This is a genomic window from Actinoallomurus sp. NPDC050550 (genome assembly GCF_040655075.1).
GTDB lineage: Bacteria > Actinomycetota > Actinomycetes > Streptosporangiales > Streptosporangiaceae > Actinoallomurus.
Window position 1 is genome coordinate 117,900 of the sequence record NZ_JBFAJC010000021.1, and the last position, 17,267, is coordinate 135,166.

Genomic DNA, 17,267 nt, shown 5'->3' on the forward strand with positions numbered 1-17,267 from the left:
CGCCCGATCGGCCCAACCCACTCGTGTACATCAGTACAAGTACGAATGTACACAATGCCGTCGGATCCCGCTCGCGCCCGCAGACTGGCCTCAGGAGGCGTCGACCAGCGCCCGCAGCTTGGCGGCAGATTCGGCGTCGGCGGGGAGGTGGGCGGTGAGGATCTGCCCGGGGCGGCCGACGCACTCCAGCTTCACGTAGTCGAGCTCGATCAGGCCGACGGCCGGATGGTCGACGCGCTTGCGGGCCGGGTCGTGGCCACGGACGTCGTGCCCGGCCCACAGGTCGCGGAACTCCGGGCTCCTCTTCACCAGGTCGTCGGTGAGCGCGCGCATTCGCGGGTTGCCCGCCTGCTCGGCGGCCGCCGCCCGGAACTTGGCCACCATCGAGCGGGCGTCGGCCTCCCAGTCGACGATGCGCGCGCGGATCTCGGGACTGTTGAACATCAGCCAGATCACGTTGCGCTGCTCCGGCGGCAGCTCGTGGTACTCGGCGACCAATGCCGCCTGCGCGCGGTTGTAGGCGAGGACGTCCCAGGTCTCGTTGGCGATATAGGCGGGCTGTGGGTCGAGGGAGTCGACGAACGCCCGCATCGTCGGATGCACGTCGGCCTTCTCGGCCGCCGGCGTGGCCGGCTGACCGGCCAGGGTGAACAGGTAGTCGTGCTCGGCCGGCGACAGCTGCAGTGTGCGCGCGAGCGCGTCGAGCACCTGCCGGCTGGGCGTGACGTCCCGGGCCTGCTCGAGCCAGGTGTACCAGGTCGTGCTGACGCCGGCGAGCGTGGCGACCTCCTCGCGGCGCAGCCCGGGCGTACGACGCCGCCCGCCTCCGGGCAGGCCGACATCTTCAGGGGTGAGGCGCTCGCGGCGGAACCGGAGGAAGGCGGCGAGCTCATCACGGCTGGACATTGGGCGGTACTCCTTATACCAGGATGAAGCACATCTGGTACCCGTTTACTGTTCCTCCCATCGTGGGAGGCATGACAGCTCTCACGCAAGCCCCCGAACGGACCCGGATCCGGCCATGGCCCGCGCTGATCGCGGCGTACGCGGGCGTCTTCCTCACGATCAGCGACCTGTTCAAGGTGCTGGTGGCCGTCCCGGCCATCGAACGCGCCCTGCACGCGTCACCGGCCGTCGGACAGCTCGTGCTCGCCGGATTCCAGCTCACCTACGCCGTCACGCTCGTGACCGGTGGGCGTCTCGGCGACCGGTACGGCCGGCGGCGGATGTTCTGTGCGGGCGTCGCGCTGTTCACCGTGGCGTCGGCGGCGAGCGGTCTCGCGCCGGACGCCGGCCTTCTCGTCGCCGCCCGGCTCGTCCAGGGGGTCGGCTCCGCGCTCGCCCTGCCCCAGGCATTCTCGCTCGTTCAGGTGCTCTTCCCGCCGGATCGCCGGGACCGGCCGTTCGCGGTCATGGGCGCGGTCCTCGGCATGGCCTCGGTGACCGGGCAGGTGCTCGGCGGGGTCATGCTCCAGGCGTTGCCCTGGCGGGCGGTGTTCCTCGTAAACCTGCCCCTCGGAGCGGTGATCTTCCTGGCCGCCCGGGTCCTGATCCCGGAGTCGCGTGCCGCCACCGCGGGCCGGATCGACCGGCCCGGCATGGCCCTGCTCAGCGGCGCGCTGGTCCTCCTCGTCCTGCCCCTGATCGAGGGCCGTCAGCTGGGCTGGCCGGTGTGGACGTGGCTCTGCCTGGCCGCCGCGCCCCTCGCGCTGGCCGCCTTCGCCGCCGCGGAACGCCGGGTCGCCGACCCGCTCGTCGACCTGCGGCTGTTCCGGGACCGCCCGTTCACCCTCGGCGTCGTGATCGTCCTGACCTGGTACGTGATGGTGAACGGCTTCAACTTCGTGATCGCCATGGAGCTGCAGGAGGGTCTGCGGCTGACCCCGCTGCGGGCCGGGCTGGCGTTCACGCCGTTCGCGCTGGCCTTCCTGGCGGGGTCGCTGGCCGCCGGCCGGCTGGCCCCGCTCCTCGGACGCCGGCTGCTCATCGTGGGTGCGGTGATCGCGGCGGCCGGGCTCACCGTGCTGCTCCTTGAGTCGTACACCACGGTCTCGATCATGGCGGCGACGGTCGTCCTCGGCGCGGGCATGGGGCTGGTGCAGACGCCGCTGCTCAACGTGGCCCTGAAGGGTGTACGGGAGGAGCACGTCGGCACCGCCTCGGGCGTGCTGGCCACGGCCCAGCAGGTCGGCGGCTCGGTGGGCGTCGCCCTGGTCGGCGTGGTGGTGTTCCGTGCGGTCCCTCGCGGCTGGGATCACGCGTTCGCGGCCGGATGCGCGTTCGCCCTGGTCCTCGTCCTCGCCGGTCTCACCCTCATCCTGGCCCTACCGCGTACGCCCCGTCCCATGGAGCAGCCGACCTCGTAGCAGGCCGTAGCCTCAGTGCCCAGTCGCGCGGCGGTCGGTCAGCCTCCGCCCTCGCGAAGGTGAGCGCGTGAGACCAGGCTCAGCCGGAGGTCTCGGCCTTCCGCACCATCGCCAAGTGCTTGCGCAGCTCGGGGAGGGCCTTCTTGGCCAGGGCGATCACCCGGGGGGACGATCCCTGCGAGACCTGGGTCCGGGTGTCGGCGATGACCTTCTGGTGCCCGCTCGCCATGGTGCTGAGGAAGTCCTGGTCGAAGGCCTTTCCCGATTCCTTCTGCAACCGGTCGGCGGCGGCCGCGTCTTCCGGCGTGGGCGTCTTGGGCAGGGACACCCCCAGACGCTCGGCCAGGCGGGTCACCTTGCCGTCGAAGGCGGTGTGGTCGGTCACCAGCATCCGGCCGGCCGAGCGCACCGCCGGGGTCGTGCCCTTCTTCTGAGCCAGCCCGCCGGCGTCGATCTCCGCGAGGTTGGCCTGGTGAGCCTCTCGCAGCCAGGCGCGGTCCTGGGCGGACACCGGAGCCCGGGACGTCGGCGCGGCCGTCACCGACGTCGGCCGCGCGGCGCCGGCGCCGAATGCCGGGGCCGCCGTGACGGTGACGGCCGTCGTGACGATCGCAGCCGCCGCCGGAAGCGCGCGCAGGTACGGATGACGCTGCATGTCTCCCCCTGTCGGTAATTACCGCACTACTATCTGTAATGTTCCTCGCCGTACCCGCGGATGAGCGGCGTCATGCAGTACGGGGCTCCACCGGGTTAGTCTGGGTTCCGGGTCGGACCGGAGGAGAGAAGCGTGAGTGGGGTCGTAACGCTTGCACTACTGGCGATCCTCGTGGCGTTCATCGTCAGTCGCGTCGCGAAACGCATCGGGCTCGGCATGTCCCGTGATCGCGTCATCGGGCTCATGGTCGTCTTCGTGATCGTGGCGCTCATGATGTGGGGACAGCACCACGCCGGAAAGTGAGCGCCGTCACCGAACTCACGGTGCCGACGCTGCGTCTTATCGCTTACGAAGCACCGTCCTGCCCCGGAGGGCCCCATGCCACAAGCCAGCGCGCCCGCGACCGAAGCCGCCTGTCACGTGCGCAGACTTGTGGACTTCGCCGAGCCCCGGCCGGACGACACCTGTCTCGACGTCACTTGCGGCACCTCCGACGTCACACCGCTCCTCGGCCCGCGGGTTCAGCACCTGACCAGCGCGGACGCCACGGCCTTGCCCGAGGGGCCGTTCACGCTGATCACCGCCCGCCTGACGCCGACGCCCGACACGGACCCGGTGGCCCTGGTCCGGCGGCTCCTCGGCGTCTGCTCCGGACGGCTCATCATCACCGACCTCGTACGGACCCGCGGCGGCGACAGCGGCCGCATCGAACGCCTCCGTGACCCGGCCCGTACGACGACGCGCACGTTCGGCGAGCTGATGGACCTGGTCCACGAGGCCGGAGGTGAGACGCGCCGGCTCGAGGTGTTCACCATCGAGCGTCCGGTCGAACCGTGGCTCGCCAACGTCGGGAACGGCGACCGGATCCGGAATGAGCTGACCGCCGAGCTCGACGGCGGCCCGAAGACCGGAGCGCGCCCCCGCCTGATCGGCCGGGAGCTGTGGTTCACCCAGTCGTGGGCCTACGTCGCCGCCGACCCCGCCGACGCGGCACGCGCGTAGGCAACGCCGACGCGGCACGCGCATAGGCAACGCCGACGCCGAGCCCACCAGCGGACCGGACCCAGGCGACGTCGCCGTCGAGCCCACCAGCGGACGGAACGCAAGCAAGGCCGCCGTCGAGACGACCGGCGGTCCAAACGTGGGCGACATCGCCGCCGAACCGTAAGCGGTCGCAACGGCACGCCTGCCGACGGATCGCGTGGTCAAGCCGGTCAGCGGGAACCGGGTGGAAGCAGCACCGCCGCTCCGTTTACCCGGTCGGCGGCCAGGTCCGCCAGCGCGTGGTCCGCCTCGGTCAGGGGGTAGGGCGTGACCGTGACCTTGAGCCGCAGCCGGTCGGCGAGCCGAAGGAACTCCTCGCCATCCGCGCGCGTGTTGGCGGTCACACTCCGAAGCCGGCGCTCCTGGAAGAGGTCGGCCTGGTAGTTCAGGGCCGGGATGTCGGTGAGGTGGATGCCGGCGATGGCGAGCGTGCCGCCACGGTCGAGGCGCTCGAGGGCGGCCGGGACGAGCTCGCCGGCGGGTGCGAAGATGATCGCCGAGTCGAGCGACACCGGGCTCGGATCGAACGAGTCCTGTGCGGATGCCGCCCCGAGCTCGAGCGCCAGGGTGCGGGCCGCCGCCGCCCGGGTGAACACGTGGACCTCGGCACCCTCGGCGATGGCGACCTGCGCTGCGAGGTGCGCCGACCCGCCGAAGCCCCAGATGCCGAGCCGTCCGGCGGGCGGCAGCGCGGCGCTGCGCAGCGCGCGGTAGCCGATGATCCCGGCGCACAGCAGGGGTGCGAGCTCAACGTCGGCCCGGTCGCCGGGCAGCGGATAGATGTACGCCTCCGGGGCGACCGCGAACTCGGCGTATCCGCCGTGCGCGTCCCAGCCGGTGTAGACCGAGCGGGGGCAGAGGTTCTCGTCGCCGCGCCGGCAGTACTTGCACATCCCGCAGGTGCCGCGCAGCCACGCCACCCCGACCCGGTCCCCCGCCGCGAACCGTTCGCCGGGGGTCACCACCTCGCCGACGATCTCGTGGCCGGGCGTCACGCCGGGCAGGTGCGGCGGCAGGTCTCCCTCGGCGACGTGGAGATCGGTGCGGCACACCCCGCAGGCGCGCACGCGCACGAGCACCTCACCGGGCCCCGGCTCGGGAACCGGCCGGTCCACCGCCCGCAGGGGCTCGGTCTTGATCGGCCCGGGTTGCCGGACCTCCCACGCCAGCACCCCTCCACCCTAGACTCCATGGTCCATGACAGATGATCGTGGATCCTCACCCGTCCGCCAGCTCCGCCTGGTCGTCGAGGCCGAGGACTACGAGGCCGCGCTCGCCTTCTACCGCGACGCGCTGGGCCTCCCCGAGCAGGCGGCCTTCTCCAGCGACGAGGACGCCCGCGTCGTGATCCTGGATGTCGGCCGGGCCACCCTGGAGATCGCGAACCCGGCGCACAAGCGGTACATCGACGAGGTCGAGGTCGGACGTCAGGTCGCGCCCAAGATCCGGGTCGCGTTCGAGGTCGACGACGCTCAGGCCACGACCGACCGGCTGGTGTCCGCCGGCGCCGAACAGGTGGCCCCGCCCACGCTGACCCCCTGGCAGTCGCTGAACGCGCGCCTCGACGCCCCGGCCGGCCTGCACATCACAGTGTTCCAGGAGACGCTCACCGAGGACGAACGCCGGTCGCTTAACGGCTTCGAAACGGAGACGGGGCCGTCGGCCGACAGCTGATCGGGGACCGCCCGTCGCTTTGCCGCCGCCGTTGACAGCTTGCCGCCGGTGTCGACGCGCCACTGCCCGGCTTGTCCACTTTGCACGTCAATAGCGGCGGCAAAGAACTTCCGCGGCTCTGGCCCGCCTCACGGCTCAGGCCTGCCTCAGGACTACAGGGGGATTTCGAACCACACGGCTTTGCCGTCGTTTGTTGGGCGGGATCCCCAGCGGGCGGCTAGCTGGTCGACGAGGTAGAGGCCACGGCCGCCTTCGTCGGTCTCCCCGGCGCTCCTGATGCGGGGCAGGCGCATGTCCTTGTCCAGCACCTCGACCCAGACGGCCTTCCCGCCCCGCCGCAGCCGGAGTGTGAACTCCTTGGTGACGGGCTCGCGGCGGCTCAGGTCGGGCAGCTCCCACGGGTCGTCGAAACCGCCCGGGCCGTCGAGGCTCAGCGCGCCCTCCAGCACCAACTCGCGGCGCGGGGTCGGGGTGTTGGCCGCGTGCAGCACGACGTTGGTGACCACCTCGGAGACCAGCAGGCAGGCCATGTCGGACTGCTCGTCCAGCATGCCCCAGTCGGCGAACGTCTCGGCGGCCAGCCGGCGCGCCTCCGACACCATGATCGGCTCGGCGGGGAAGGTGCGTTCCTCGACCTGCAGCCGGGCCGGTGCGGTGCGGACCACGACGATGGCCACATCGTCGTCGATGTCGCCGGGGACGGCCTCGAACGCCGCGTTGGCGATCGACTCGACGTCGCCGCGGGCCGCCTTGCGGACCGCTTGGTACAGCAGCTCGCGCGCCTGCTCCCGGCTGTGGTGGTCGCCGTCCTCCTTGGGACGGCGCTCGATCAGCCCGTCGGTGTAGAGGACCAGCGTGCTGCCGGGCGGCAGCTCGCGGGTCTCCTCTTCGTACCGGATGTCGCCGCCCACGCCCGGCTGGCGGACGCCGAGCATGGCGCCCCTGCCGCTGGCCTCCAGCTCGCCGACCTCGCCGTCGAGGACCAGCAGCGGCGGCTGGTGCCCCGCGTTGGCGAAGGAGAGGTGGCGGGACCAGGCGTCGTACACGAAGTACGTGACGGAGACGAGCGGCGTCTCCTGGCCGCCGGGGGTGGCACCGTTGGCGTACCTGACCGGGGTGCCCATCGTGCGCACCCACTCGTCCAGCTTGAGAAGGATGTCGGCCGGCGGCTTGTCGTCCTGCGCGAACGCGCGCAGGGCCGCCCGCAGTTGCCCCATGACGGCGGCGGCACGGGCTCCCCGGCCCTCGACGTCGCCGATCACCAGTCCGACCCGGCCCGCCGACAGCGGGATCACGTCGTACCAGTCGCCGCCGACCTGCGTCTGAATGCCCTGGCCGTGCGACTCCAGCGGCCGGGCCGGTTCGTACCGCCAGGCGATCTCCAGCCCGTCGAGGGGCGGCGGCCGGTCGCCGGGCAGGAGTTGCTTCTGGAACGCCAGGGCGGTCTCGCGCTCCTCCTCGAACAGCATGGCGTTGTCGATCGCCAGCGCCACCCGGCTCGCGATGGCGCCGATGAGGTCGCGGTCGAATCCGTCGAAGTGCGGGTCGGGCCGTACGGTGAGGCCGGAGAGGGCCAGGCTCATCACGCCGAGCAGCTCTCCGCGCGCCAGCAAGGGCGCCGCGATGATCGAGGTCACGCCGACCTCCTCGCCGAGCCGCCTGCTCGCCGGAGTCGGCGCCTTCATCCGATCGGCGACGACGTCGTCGACCAGGACCGCGTCGCGGCGCGTCATCGCCTTCGCGCAGAAGTGACCGGGCGGGTACTCGACCGTGTCGCCGATCTCCCGCCAGGTGCCCGGCGGCGGGGTCCAGGCACCGGCGTGCCGGCCCACCCGCCGGACGAGCTGGTCGCCGCTGAACAGGTCGATGAAGCAGTGATCGGCGAACTGGGGGACGAGCGTGTCGGCGACCCGGCGCAGGGTCTGCTGCAACTCCAGCGAGCCGGCCAGCCGCTCGCCGATCCGCTCGAGCAGGCCATAGCGGTCCTGGTCGCGCTGGTTGCTTCGCAGCGCCTCCCGGCCGAAGATGACCAGGCCCTCGACGCTGCCGGAAGGGTGACGCAGGGGCACGGCGTACGCCCGGGTGTAGACGGTGCTGCCGTCGGCCCGGATGTTGCAGAAGGTCCCCTCCCACACCGCGCCGCGCAGGACGCGCCGGGCCAGGTCCTTGGCCTGCTCGTGGTCCTCCTCGGCGACGCCGAGGGACAGCCACGACCGGCCGATGTACTCCGGGCCACCGAATCCGAGGAGGGTCTCGGTGAAGGGGTTGGTATAGATGACGTTGCCGTACCGGTCGCAGACGATGACCGCCATCTCCATGGCGTCCAGCACGGTCTTCGGCGGCAGGAACGCGTCGACGTGCGAATCACGTCGGCGCGTCATGGGCCTGTCACCTTGCGATCACTCACTCGGCCCCCCGGACAATCGTCCCCCCGTACTTATTGAACGACGAACGCCGCACCGGGATACGCCGAACGGACGGCACCTCAGCGCTTCGACACGAAGACGTGAGACGCCACACCACGCGGAATCTCGGCGGACGGACTGTCGGCTTCGTCGTCACGCGTCACTCGGATACCGTCGTCGCCGGCCGCAAGCGTCACCTCTCGTCCCGGTTGAATCCCGATCTGCTTGAGTTGGATCATCAGCGCGCGATCGCCCTGAACCTGCTCGCTGATCCGCTGCACGACCACGGGGACCCCGCTCTCGGTCGCGACATCGGTCATGAGCGCCAGCGGCTCCGCCTCCGGTGCCTCGGCGGCGGCGCCGAGCTCGACCAGTCCGGGGATCGGGTTGCCGTGCGGGCACGCCGACGGGCCGCCGAGCAGCGCGACGATCCGCCGCTCGACCTCCTCGGACATCACGTGCTCCCAGCGGCAGGCCTCGACGTGGACGTCCTCCCACGGCAGGCCGATGACGTTGACGAGCAGGCATTCGGCGAGCCGGTGCTTGCGCATGACCCGCACGGCCAGGGACCGGCCGTTGTCGGTGAGCTCCAGGTGACGGTCGCCCTCGACGCGGACCAGGCCGTCGCGCTCCATTCGCGCGACCGTCTGGCTGACCGTGGGACCGCTCTGCGACAACCGCTCGGCAATGCGCGCACGAAGGGGGACGATGCCCTCTTCTTCGAGCTCGAAGATCGTACGGAGATACATCTCCGTGGTGTCGATCAAGCCGTGTGCGGTCAAGGCTTCCTCCAGTCTCGCCCCATGCTACGGCGGATCAGTGACGGTTGGGGAACCGAAAAGGGCAGGGGGCGATCCTTGTGTCCTCATTCTTTGAACGTCTCGTACGGACCTGCTCTTCCCGGCCGGTCCAGGCGGCCCGCCCTGGGTAGATTGAGCGCGCGATGACACGTTTCGAAGGTGCCGAACACTACGTCCCTGCCGGGGCGGATCTCGACGGGCTGCGCCATGCCGTGCAGGACTGCCACGGTTGCGACCTGTACGAGCACGCCACCCAGGCCGTACTCGGATCGGGCGGCCCGGCCGCGCGCGTGGTGCTGGTCGGCGAACAGCCCGGAGACCAGGAGGACCGCCAGGGCGCGCCGTTCGTGGGCCCGGCGGGCCGGCTACTGGACAAGGCCCTCGCCGAGGCGGGGATCGAGCGGGGCGACGCCTACGTCACCAACTCCGTCAAGCACTTCCGGTTCAGCCAGTCGGGGCCGGGCAAGCGCCGCATCCACCAGACGCCGGACGTGGCGCACATCTCGGCGTGCAAGCCCTGGCTCACCGCCGAGCTGCGGATCATCGACCCCGAGGTGATCGTGGTGCTCGGCGCGACGGCGGGAAAGGCGCTCCTCGGCCCGTCCTTCCGCGTGACGAAGCAGCGCGGCCAGCTGATCACGCGCCCGCCGCTGGACGACGAGTCGGCCACGCAGAACGGCTTCTACGTCGCGACCATCCATCCGTCGGCCGTGCTGCGCGCCGACGACCGCGACGCGGCGTACGCCGGCCTGGTCTCGGACCTGAAGGTCGCCGCCGAGGTCCTGCACTAAGGCTTGTCCCGTAATTCATCCCGTGGGATGACACGAGGTGCAGCTGCGGCCAAGGCCTGGTTTTCCGGCGTGGTCAGGCCCCCGATGGTGCTGGGGGTGTGGCTCATCCGGGGTCGCCGGGTCCTGCCGTTCGGCGTTCGGCGAGCAGAGGCCCCAGATGGCTTCGTGGGGCTGCCACGCGACCCGGACCGCCCGGAAAGGGCGGGCGTCGGGCACGGTGTGGTTGACTCGACCAGGGCTCCTTCCAGCCCTTTCCCGTAAACGATCTGGGCGTGCCGGGACATCGTGACATCTCGGCGCGCGGTGGCGGGGTCGCCGGGGTCTGTGCAGGTGACGAACGCGCCGAGTGCGGCCGAGACCAGGTCCCGGTCACCGATCAGCCCGCAGGCCGGGCAGTGGTGCTCACGGTCCCGCAGCGACTTGGCGACCCGATGTCCGCACAGGCAGTCCTGGGACAGCGCGGTGGTGAACGTCGAGGCCCGCACCAGCCGGCCCCCGGCCACAGTGCATTCGGCTGACAGGGCGGCAATGAGCATGCCGGGGGTGGTCTGGGACAGGCGCCGGCCCCACAGCCGGTACCAGGTGCGGATGTCGCAGTCCTCCACCGTCAGGTTCGGCCCGTGGGTGGTGATGATGGTGCGGGCCAGGAGGCGGGCCTGGTGCCGCTTGCGTTCGGCGGCCGACGCGAACGCTTCGGCATGCCGGGCCCGGGTCGCACGGTAACCGTTGGACAACTCGTCGCGGCGGTAGGCCTGCTTGGGTTTCCCGTCGGAGCGGGCGTCGCGGGCACCAGCCGGTACCTGCACCTGCCGCTCCTTCAGCCCCCGGGCGGCGCGGCGTTCGGCGCGGCGAGCCTGCCGTGCCGACGCCGCGTACTGGCGGGCGTTGGTCGCCCGTCGTGACCGGTCCAGCGCCCGCTGCCGTCGACGCCGCTTACGCGCCTCGGCCTCCAGGCGGGCTTGTTCATCGTCGTCGAGGGTGAGCCGGGTCGATTCCGGGCGACCATCGGCGAGGTCCATACCGGTGGGGAAGGACACGATCGACAGGTTGGAGACGTTGCCGTCCACCCCGCCCCGCCGGTCCAGCTCGGTGGCCTGGGCACGCATAGCCCGCACCCGAGGCGAGGAGTAGCCGGAGCCGAGGATCATCAGATGGGCTTCCAGCACCCATCCGCCCGGCGCGGACGCGTCCCGGCGCCGGACCAGGTCGATCTTGTGCCACACGCTGGGGTCGGCCAGGAAGTGTGCCAGCCGGGCCCGCTGGCCCGGCCCTTGGCTGAGCCGCACCGGCAGCACCAGGTCACCCTCGGTCGATTCGGGGCCCCCGGCGAACACGACCGCGAGCGCACCGGTGTGGTCCCACCAGGTCGCCTTGCGCATCCCTGGTTTCCCGGACGCGGTCGTCTTGCCGGTCGGGACCGTCTTCCCCTCGGGCAGTACCGGTGTGGGCATCCGCCCCGGCTGCATCAGACGGCCACCTTCGGTGTAGGTGTCCAGGTGCCCGGGCAGGGTGCCGACCAGCCGGAACGTCTCCCACTTGTTCGCGGTGGTGTGTGAGCGGGCCCGGCCGGGCATACGGGTGAAGTCCCACCACCGGCCGACCTTGGGACGACCGAACGTGCGGCCCGTGGCGTCGGGGAACAGGTGCCGGTCCACACCGTTCCACACCTCGTCGGCGATGTGCATGACCAAAGCCTTGGAGAGGTGGTGCTTGAGGTGGCGTGAGCGTTCCAGATGCCGATAGGCGCACCGCTCCAGCGCTTCACGGGTCAATCCAACGCGTTGCCGCACGGCCCGGGCACCGTCCCGGTCCCGCTCGTGCCTGGCTGCCCAGTACGCGTCGACCTTGGCGCGGACATCGCGCTGCAGTGCCCGCTTGACCTGCCACCCTGCGCCGAACAGCTTGTCCACCCGAGCCAGATCGTGCGGGTCGGTCACCGCCAGCGGCAGCACGATCACCGCCAGTTGTTCCGGCCGCTTCCACGCTGGCGATCTGTTCTTCCCGCGGAACCGGCGAGGCTTGCCCGCCCCCTGGTCCCCGGTCTGGCCCGTCACGATCTGCACGCCCTTCTCGCGGGTGACCTGGCCGATGGTGACGGCCCACAACATCACGACCGACGCTACGCCCCGCTACCGACAGAAATCACTCCGCACCCGATAGCACCCCTGTCATCCCCATCACCTCGACCACGGTTAGAGCCGGGGTTCCAACCAGGGCCAAACCCCGCACTGGAGCCGGGCCCTGCGACAGGGCAGGGCCCTACGCCAGCGCCGAGACCTGCACCAAGGCCGGGCCCCGCCCTGTACCGGCCTCGGGTACCGCCCCCCCTGGGCGGTCAGCCCGCGACGGACGCGCCGAAGGCGGCCTTGGCGGCGGACACGCCGGCGGACTTGCCGCCGAAGACGATCATGCCCGTGATGCCCTGGCCCGGGTAGATCGAGACGCCGCCGTCGCCGCTGTTCTCGCCCGGGGTGCCGACGGCGAGGTCGAGCCTCGTGTCGCCGTCGAGGTCGGCGAGGGAGAGGGCGCCGCCGTACCGGTCGCCGGTCTCCGCGACGCCCGGCACACCCTCGGTGTTCTGGCTGAACGCCGAGGAGCCGGAACCCAGCTTCCAGTGTGCGTTCCCTCGTAGGACGGTGACGGCCCCGGCGTTCCGGTGCTTGCCGATGGCCTCACCCGGAGCGCCGACCACCACCTCGGAGCGCCCGTCGCCGTCGACGTCGTGCGCGGCGATCGCGGCGCCGAACTCGTCGCCCTTCTCCCCGTTGCCGGGCACTCCGCTGGAGTCCTGCGAGAACACCCGCGGGTGCCCGAGATCGCCGCCGGGGTAGATCTTCACGAGTCCCCCGTGGGATCCCGCGGGGGCGCCCGCGACGACGTCCCCCCGGCGATCTCCGTTGACGTCGGCGATCGCCAGGCCGCCGGTGGACCCGACGCTCGCCGTGCCGGATGCCGCCCGCAGCCCGGTCTTCGATCCGTGGAGGAGACTCAGGCGGCCGTCGGCGTTCCACGCCGCGTCGGCGTACCCGTCACCGTTCACGTCACCGGCGGCCAGGGCGACGTGCGCCGCGGCCCTGCCCTTGATCGTTGCCACGACCTTCGCGTCGCCGGTGGCGAACCCGATCACCAGGAGGGCGGACTTCGTCGCCGCGAGGAGGTCGGGGTGCCCGTCGTGATCGATGTCGCCGACCGCGAGGGCCCGCCCCGCCCCGTCGCCGAGGGTCAGGACCGCGTGCCGGGTCAGCCCCGACCGGCTCCCGGTGAAGATCTCGATCGTGCCGTGTCCGGGGTCGCCCACCGCCAGGTCGGCGTGCCCGTCACCGTCGAAGTCCGCGGTCGCGACCGCCGTGCCGAACGCGCCTCCCGTCCGGAGCGGGGCGAGGATTTGATGGCGCTTGACGTTCGCGCCGCCGCGCGAGCCGTACACGACGGCCACCCTGCCGCCGCCGGACGCGCCCGGCGCCCCGATCGCCAGATCGCCGTACCCGTCACCGTCGACGTCGGCGACCCCGGGCGTGCGGGCGGCGGCCTCGGCCGTACGGGCTGCGGCCCACGGCGCACGAGCAGCGGTCTCCGACGTACGGGTCACGGTCCCCGGCGTACGGCCGACGGCCGACAGTGTGCGGGAAGCGGCGTGGGCGGGGACCACACTCAGGGTCGCGGGCAGGCCGATCAGGGCGAGCGTCATCGCCGCTCGCAGGCGTCGCTGCATGAAATCTCCGGGCGGGTACGGATGATCATGTGGGCGCTGCGAACGGTAGTGCGCCGGTCGCTCCGGGGCAATGCCCTGCCCCGGCGAGTTCCCGGGAGCCCGCCGCATCGCCGTTCCGGCGATCTCCTACCGCACCGCCGCCCGCACCGGCGCCCCCGCAAGCTCCCACCGCACCGCCGCTCCCGCGAGCCTGCCAAAGCACCGCCATCCTCCCAAAGCACCGCCATCCTCGCGGGCTCCGCCGCTCGGCCGTTCCCGCGAGCTCCCATCGCACCGCCGCTCCCGCGAGCCTCACAAAGCACTGCCATCCTCGCGGGCTCGGCCGCTCGGCCGTTCCCGCGCCTCCGCCGCTCCGCGGTTTCCCACGCCTCCGCCGCTCCGCGGTTTCCCGCGAGTCCCCGCGAGACCTCCGCCGCCCGTGTTCCCGAGACCCCCGCCGTCCCGCTGCTCCCACGAGACCGGCGCCGTTCCGCCCGAGGCCCGGGCTACCGGTCCGCGGTGTAGCGGCGGAAGGACGGTACGGCCAGCCCGACGAGGACGACGAGGACCGCGCAGGCGAGTCCGCCGCCGACCCAGGAGGCGGTCGCGCCGACCCCCGCAGCGAGCGCCCCGGCGCGGAGATCTCCCAGCCGGGGACCGCCCGCGACGACGACCGTGAACACCCCCTGCAGGCGTCCCCGCATCTCGTCGGGGGCGTACGTCTGCAGGATCGTCTGCCGGAACACCCCCGACACGAGATCCGCCGCGCCGCCGAGGGCGAGGAACAGGACGGCGAGCCACAGTGAGTGCGCGAGTCCCGACGCCGCCACGGCCAGGCCCCACGCCACGATGACGGCGATCAGCGCGACGCCCTGGCGGCGGATCCGGCCGATCCAGCCGGACAGCAGGCCGCCGATGACGCCGCCGACGCCGATCGCCGCGATGAGCCAGCCCACGGCCCCCTCCCCGCCGAAGCGGGTCTCGGCGACCTCCGGGAACAGTGCCCTGGGCAGGGCGACGGCCATCGCGATGATGTCGACGACGAACGACATCATCAGGACGGGCCTAGTGGCGAGGAAACGCAGGCCCTCGATGACCGAGCGCAGTCCGGGCCGCCCCGTCTCGTCGCCCATCGGCGGCATCGACGGCAGGCGAACGGTGGCGTACAGCCCGACCGTGAACAGCGCGGCGTCGATCCCGTACGCCATCGCGTAGCCGCCGTGCCCGATCACGACGCCGGCCAGCATGGGGCCGGCGAAGGTGGCCACCTGCGAGGCGGTGAAGTTCAGGGTGTTGGCCGCCGGGACCAGTTCGACCGGCAGCAGGCGCGGAATGACCGCGCCGCGGGTCGGCGAGGAGATGGCGACCCCGACCGCCTGCACCACGACCAGCCCGATGATCAGTGGAACGCTCCCAACGTGGAGCAGCGCCTGCATCAGCAGGCCGAAGGTGGACGCCCACGTGATCAGGGACGCGATGATGAGCAGCCGCCGGCGGTCCACGGCGTCGGCGATCGCGCCGCCCCACAGGCCGAAGACGATCAGCGGGATCAGGTTGGCCGGGCCGAGCAGCCCGACCCAGAACGAGGACTTCGTCAGGTCGTACACCTGGACGGAGATCGCCACCGAGGTGAGCGCGAAGCCGGCGAACGCGACACCCTGTCCGATCCACAGCCGCCGGAACGCCGGGTGCCGCAGCGGGCGCGTGTCGATGGCGGCCCGCCGAGCGAGCCCGCCGAGGCGAGTCGACCGGGCGGCGCGTCGGGCCGTGGACGGGTGATCGTCGACGGTGGAACGCAGGTCACGCGAGGAGGAATCGGGGTCGGGGCTCACGGACTAAGTCTCTCGATGACCCATTCGCCCTCTTCGCCCGGGGCCGCACGCCGGTAGCGGAGCCGGTCGTGCAGCCGGTCGGGGCGCCCCTGCCAGAACTCCACGCTCCTCGGCATCACCCGGTAGCCGCCCCAGAAGTCCGGGAGCGGCACCTCATCCGGCCAGAGCTCCTCCAGCTCGGCGTAGCGGCGCTCCAGTTCGGCGCGGTCGGTGATGATCGCGGACTGGTTCTCGCTCGTCCAGGCGCCCAGCTGCGAGCCGTACGGCCGGGTCGCGAAGTACGCCGCCGACTCCTCGCGTGGCAGGCGCTCGGCGGTCCCCTCGACGATCACCTGGCGGCGCAGCGGGTGCCACGGGAAGAGCAGCGCCACCCGGGGATCGGCGGCGATCGCCTGCGCCTTGCGGGAGCGGTGGTTGGTGAAGAAGCGGAACCCGTCCGGGCCGTACCCCTTGAGCAGCACGGTCCGTACACTGGGCCGGCCGTCGGCGTCCACGGTGCTGAGGACCACGGCGTTGGGCTCGGTCAGCCCCGCCCCGACCGCGTCGGTGAACCAGGTGCCGAACTGGGTCAGCGGGTCGGGTGCGAGGTCTCGGGCGTGCAGGCCCCCGCCCATGTAGGACTCTCGGAAGGCTGCGACATCATGGTGCTCCACGACAGGACATCCTCTCGCGTGAGGCCGTGGAGGACGCGACAAGGTTCCCGCGAGAGTTGCCCAAACGGAAAAAATTGCGCATCTCACACCCCCCTGGGTACGGACCAGCCCCGATGAAGCGGTTCAATTACCAATTGGCGTCTGTACATCAAGGGGACGAAAGGCAGGACAGAACATGTCCGACTTCAAACCCGGCCTCGAGGGCGTAGTCGCCTTCGAGACTGAGATCGCGGAACCGGACAAGGAGGGCGGGGCTCTCCGGTACCGGGGAGTCGACATCGAAGACCTCGTTGGCCGCGTCTCCTTCGGTGACGCGTGGGGCCTGCTGGTCGACAACAGCTTCACCCCCGGGCTGGCTCCGGCCGAGCCGCACGTGCTGCCGGTGCACTCGGGCGACGTCCGCGTCGACGTCCAGAGCGCGCTGCCGATCATCGCTCCGGCGTACGGCATGCGCCCGCTGCTGGACATCAGCGACGAGCAGGCGCGCGAGGACCTGGCCCGTACGTCGGTGACCGCGCTGTCGTTCGTGGCGCAGAGCGCTCGCGGCCTCGGCCTGCCGATGGTCCCCCAGAGCCGTGTCAGCGAAGGCACGACGATCACCGAGCGGTTCATGATCCGCTGGCGTGGTGAGCCGGACCCGCAGCACGTCAAGGCCATCGACGCGTACTGGGTATCGGCCGCCGAGCACGGTATGAACGCCTCGACCTTCACCGCCCGCGTCATCGCCTCGACCGGCGCGGACGTGGCGGCGTCGATCTCCGGTGCGATCGGTGCGATGTCCGGCCCGCTGCACGGCGGTGCCCCGGCTCGTGTGCTGCCGATGATCGAGAAGGTCGAGCAGCTCGGTGACGCCCGCAAGGTCGTGACCGACATCCTCGACAACCACGAGCGGCTCATGGGCTTCGGCCACCGCGTCTACCGCGCCGAGGACCCGCGCGCCCGCGTGCTCCGCCGTACGGCGAAGGAGCTGAACGCCTCTCGGTTCGAGGCGGCCAAGGCTCTGGAGGACGCCGCGCTGGCCGAGCTGCGCGAGCGCCGTCCCGACCGTCCGATCGAGACGAACGTGGAGTTCTGGGCCGCGGTGATCCTCGACTTCGCCGAGGTGCCGCCGCACATGATGCCGGCCATGTTCACCTGCGCCCGTACGGCGGGCTGGGCCGCGCACATCCTGGAGCAGAAGCGCACCGGCCGCCTGGTCCGCCCGAGCGCCCACTACGTCGGCCCGGCGTCCCGCCCGGTCACCGACGTCGCGGGCGCGTCCGAGGTGCTGGACAAGCGCTGACGGCGTTCCCTCCTGTAGGGCCCGTGATGCTCCGGCGTCACGGGCCGTTCGCCTTTCGGCCGGAGGGAGGATGG

Annotated in this window: 15 protein-coding genes; 6 read left to right on the forward strand and 9 right to left on the reverse strand. The window is 71.7% G+C overall.

All coding sequences use genetic code 11. The features are described 5' to 3' along the window. Positions 1-90 precede the first annotated feature (90 nt). Positions 91-906 carry a helix-turn-helix transcriptional regulator gene (locus AB0I04_RS27585; RefSeq protein ID WP_360890274.1) on the reverse strand — a complete coding sequence of 272 codons (816 nt, stop codon included), beginning with the start codon at positions 904-906 and terminating at the stop codon, positions 91-93. A 71-nt stretch (positions 907-977) separates the two neighbouring features. On the opposite strand from AB0I04_RS27585, the gene AB0I04_RS27590 reads away from it, so the two are divergent. Next, on the forward strand, positions 978-2,366 hold the full coding sequence (locus AB0I04_RS27590) for an MFS transporter (RefSeq protein WP_360890277.1): 1,389 nt from the start codon (positions 978-980) through the stop codon (positions 2,364-2,366). Positions 2,367-2,445: 79 nt separating this feature from the next. Here the strand turns inward: AB0I04_RS27590 and AB0I04_RS27595 are convergent, their stop codons facing one another. Next, entirely contained in the window at positions 2,446-3,021 is a 576-nt protein-coding gene (locus tag AB0I04_RS27595) for a DUF4142 domain-containing protein (protein WP_360890280.1), read from the reverse strand. A gap of 132 nt (positions 3,022-3,153) precedes the next feature. Between AB0I04_RS27595 and AB0I04_RS27600 the strand changes: the two genes are divergently transcribed. Together AB0I04_RS27600 and AB0I04_RS27605 are read left to right on the forward strand one after the other, a co-directional pair. Then, the gene (locus AB0I04_RS27600; RefSeq protein WP_360890283.1) at positions 3,154-3,324 is read left to right on the forward strand and encodes a hypothetical protein; all 171 of its coding nucleotides are present in this window, start codon (positions 3,154-3,156) and stop codon (positions 3,322-3,324) included. A 75-nt stretch (positions 3,325-3,399) separates the two neighbouring features. Next, positions 3,400-4,023: a class I SAM-dependent methyltransferase gene (locus AB0I04_RS27605; RefSeq protein WP_360890285.1), complete on the forward strand. Its 624-nt coding sequence runs from the start codon at positions 3,400-3,402 to the stop codon at positions 4,021-4,023. A 212-nt stretch (positions 4,024-4,235) separates the two neighbouring features. Here AB0I04_RS27605 and AB0I04_RS27610 read toward each other — a convergent pair whose 3' ends face one another. Beyond that, positions 4,236-5,237: a zinc-dependent alcohol dehydrogenase family protein gene (locus tag AB0I04_RS27610; RefSeq protein WP_360890288.1), complete on the reverse strand. Its 1,002-nt coding sequence runs from the start codon at positions 5,235-5,237 to the stop codon at positions 4,236-4,238. A gap of 25 nt (positions 5,238-5,262) precedes the next feature. On the opposite strand from AB0I04_RS27610, the gene AB0I04_RS27615 reads away from it, so the two are divergent. Continuing rightward, positions 5,263-5,739 carry a VOC family protein gene (locus tag AB0I04_RS27615; RefSeq protein ID WP_360890291.1) on the forward strand — a complete coding sequence of 159 codons (477 nt, stop codon included), beginning with the start codon at positions 5,263-5,265 and terminating at the stop codon, positions 5,737-5,739. A gap of 152 nt (positions 5,740-5,891) precedes the next feature. Here AB0I04_RS27615 and AB0I04_RS27620 read toward each other — a convergent pair whose 3' ends face one another. Both AB0I04_RS27620 and AB0I04_RS27625 read right to left on the reverse strand, forming a co-directional pair. Continuing rightward, complete coding sequence (locus AB0I04_RS27620; protein ID WP_360890294.1) at positions 5,892-8,120, reverse strand: SpoIIE family protein phosphatase; 2,229 nt, start codon at positions 8,118-8,120, stop codon at positions 5,892-5,894. Positions 8,121-8,224: 104 nt separating this feature from the next. After that, positions 8,225-8,926: a metal-dependent transcriptional regulator gene (locus AB0I04_RS27625; RefSeq protein ID WP_360890297.1), complete on the reverse strand. Its 702-nt coding sequence runs from the start codon at positions 8,924-8,926 to the stop codon at positions 8,225-8,227. A gap of 161 nt (positions 8,927-9,087) precedes the next feature. Here AB0I04_RS27625 and AB0I04_RS27630 point away from each other — a divergent pair, with 161 nt between their 5' ends. Beyond that, positions 9,088-9,735: a UdgX family uracil-DNA binding protein gene (locus AB0I04_RS27630; RefSeq protein ID WP_360890300.1), complete on the forward strand. Its 648-nt coding sequence runs from the start codon at positions 9,088-9,090 to the stop codon at positions 9,733-9,735. On the opposite strand, the gene AB0I04_RS27635 is transcribed toward AB0I04_RS27630, so the two are convergent. The 4 genes from AB0I04_RS27635 to pdxH all read right to left on the reverse strand — a co-directional run bounded on the left by AB0I04_RS27635 (position 9,732) and on the right by pdxH (position 15,911). Then, positions 9,732-11,843 (reverse strand): zinc ribbon domain-containing protein, encoded by a 2,112-nt coding sequence (locus AB0I04_RS27635; RefSeq protein WP_360890303.1) that lies wholly within the window; start codon positions 11,841-11,843, stop codon positions 9,732-9,734. The genes AB0I04_RS27630 and AB0I04_RS27635 overlap by 4 nt on opposite strands. Before the next feature lie 227 nt (positions 11,844-12,070). Continuing rightward, positions 12,071-13,447, reverse strand: coding sequence for an FG-GAP and VCBS repeat-containing protein (locus AB0I04_RS27640; RefSeq protein WP_360890306.1), 1,377 nt, complete (start codon positions 13,445-13,447; stop codon positions 12,071-12,073). A 485-nt stretch (positions 13,448-13,932) separates the two neighbouring features. Further along, positions 13,933-15,258, reverse strand: coding sequence for an MFS transporter (locus AB0I04_RS27645; RefSeq protein ID WP_360890309.1), 1,326 nt, complete (start codon positions 15,256-15,258; stop codon positions 13,933-13,935). After that, positions 15,255-15,911, reverse strand: coding sequence for a pyridoxamine 5'-phosphate oxidase (gene pdxH, locus AB0I04_RS27650; protein WP_360890312.1), 657 nt, complete (start codon positions 15,909-15,911; stop codon positions 15,255-15,257). The genes AB0I04_RS27645 and pdxH overlap by 4 nt, the downstream gene beginning before the upstream one ends. 175 nt (positions 15,912-16,086) lie before the next feature. Between pdxH and AB0I04_RS27655 the strand changes: the two genes are divergently transcribed. Then, positions 16,087-17,193 (forward strand): citrate synthase 2, encoded by a 1,107-nt coding sequence (locus AB0I04_RS27655; protein WP_360890315.1) that lies wholly within the window; start codon positions 16,087-16,089, stop codon positions 17,191-17,193. Positions 17,194-17,267 lie beyond the last annotated feature (74 nt).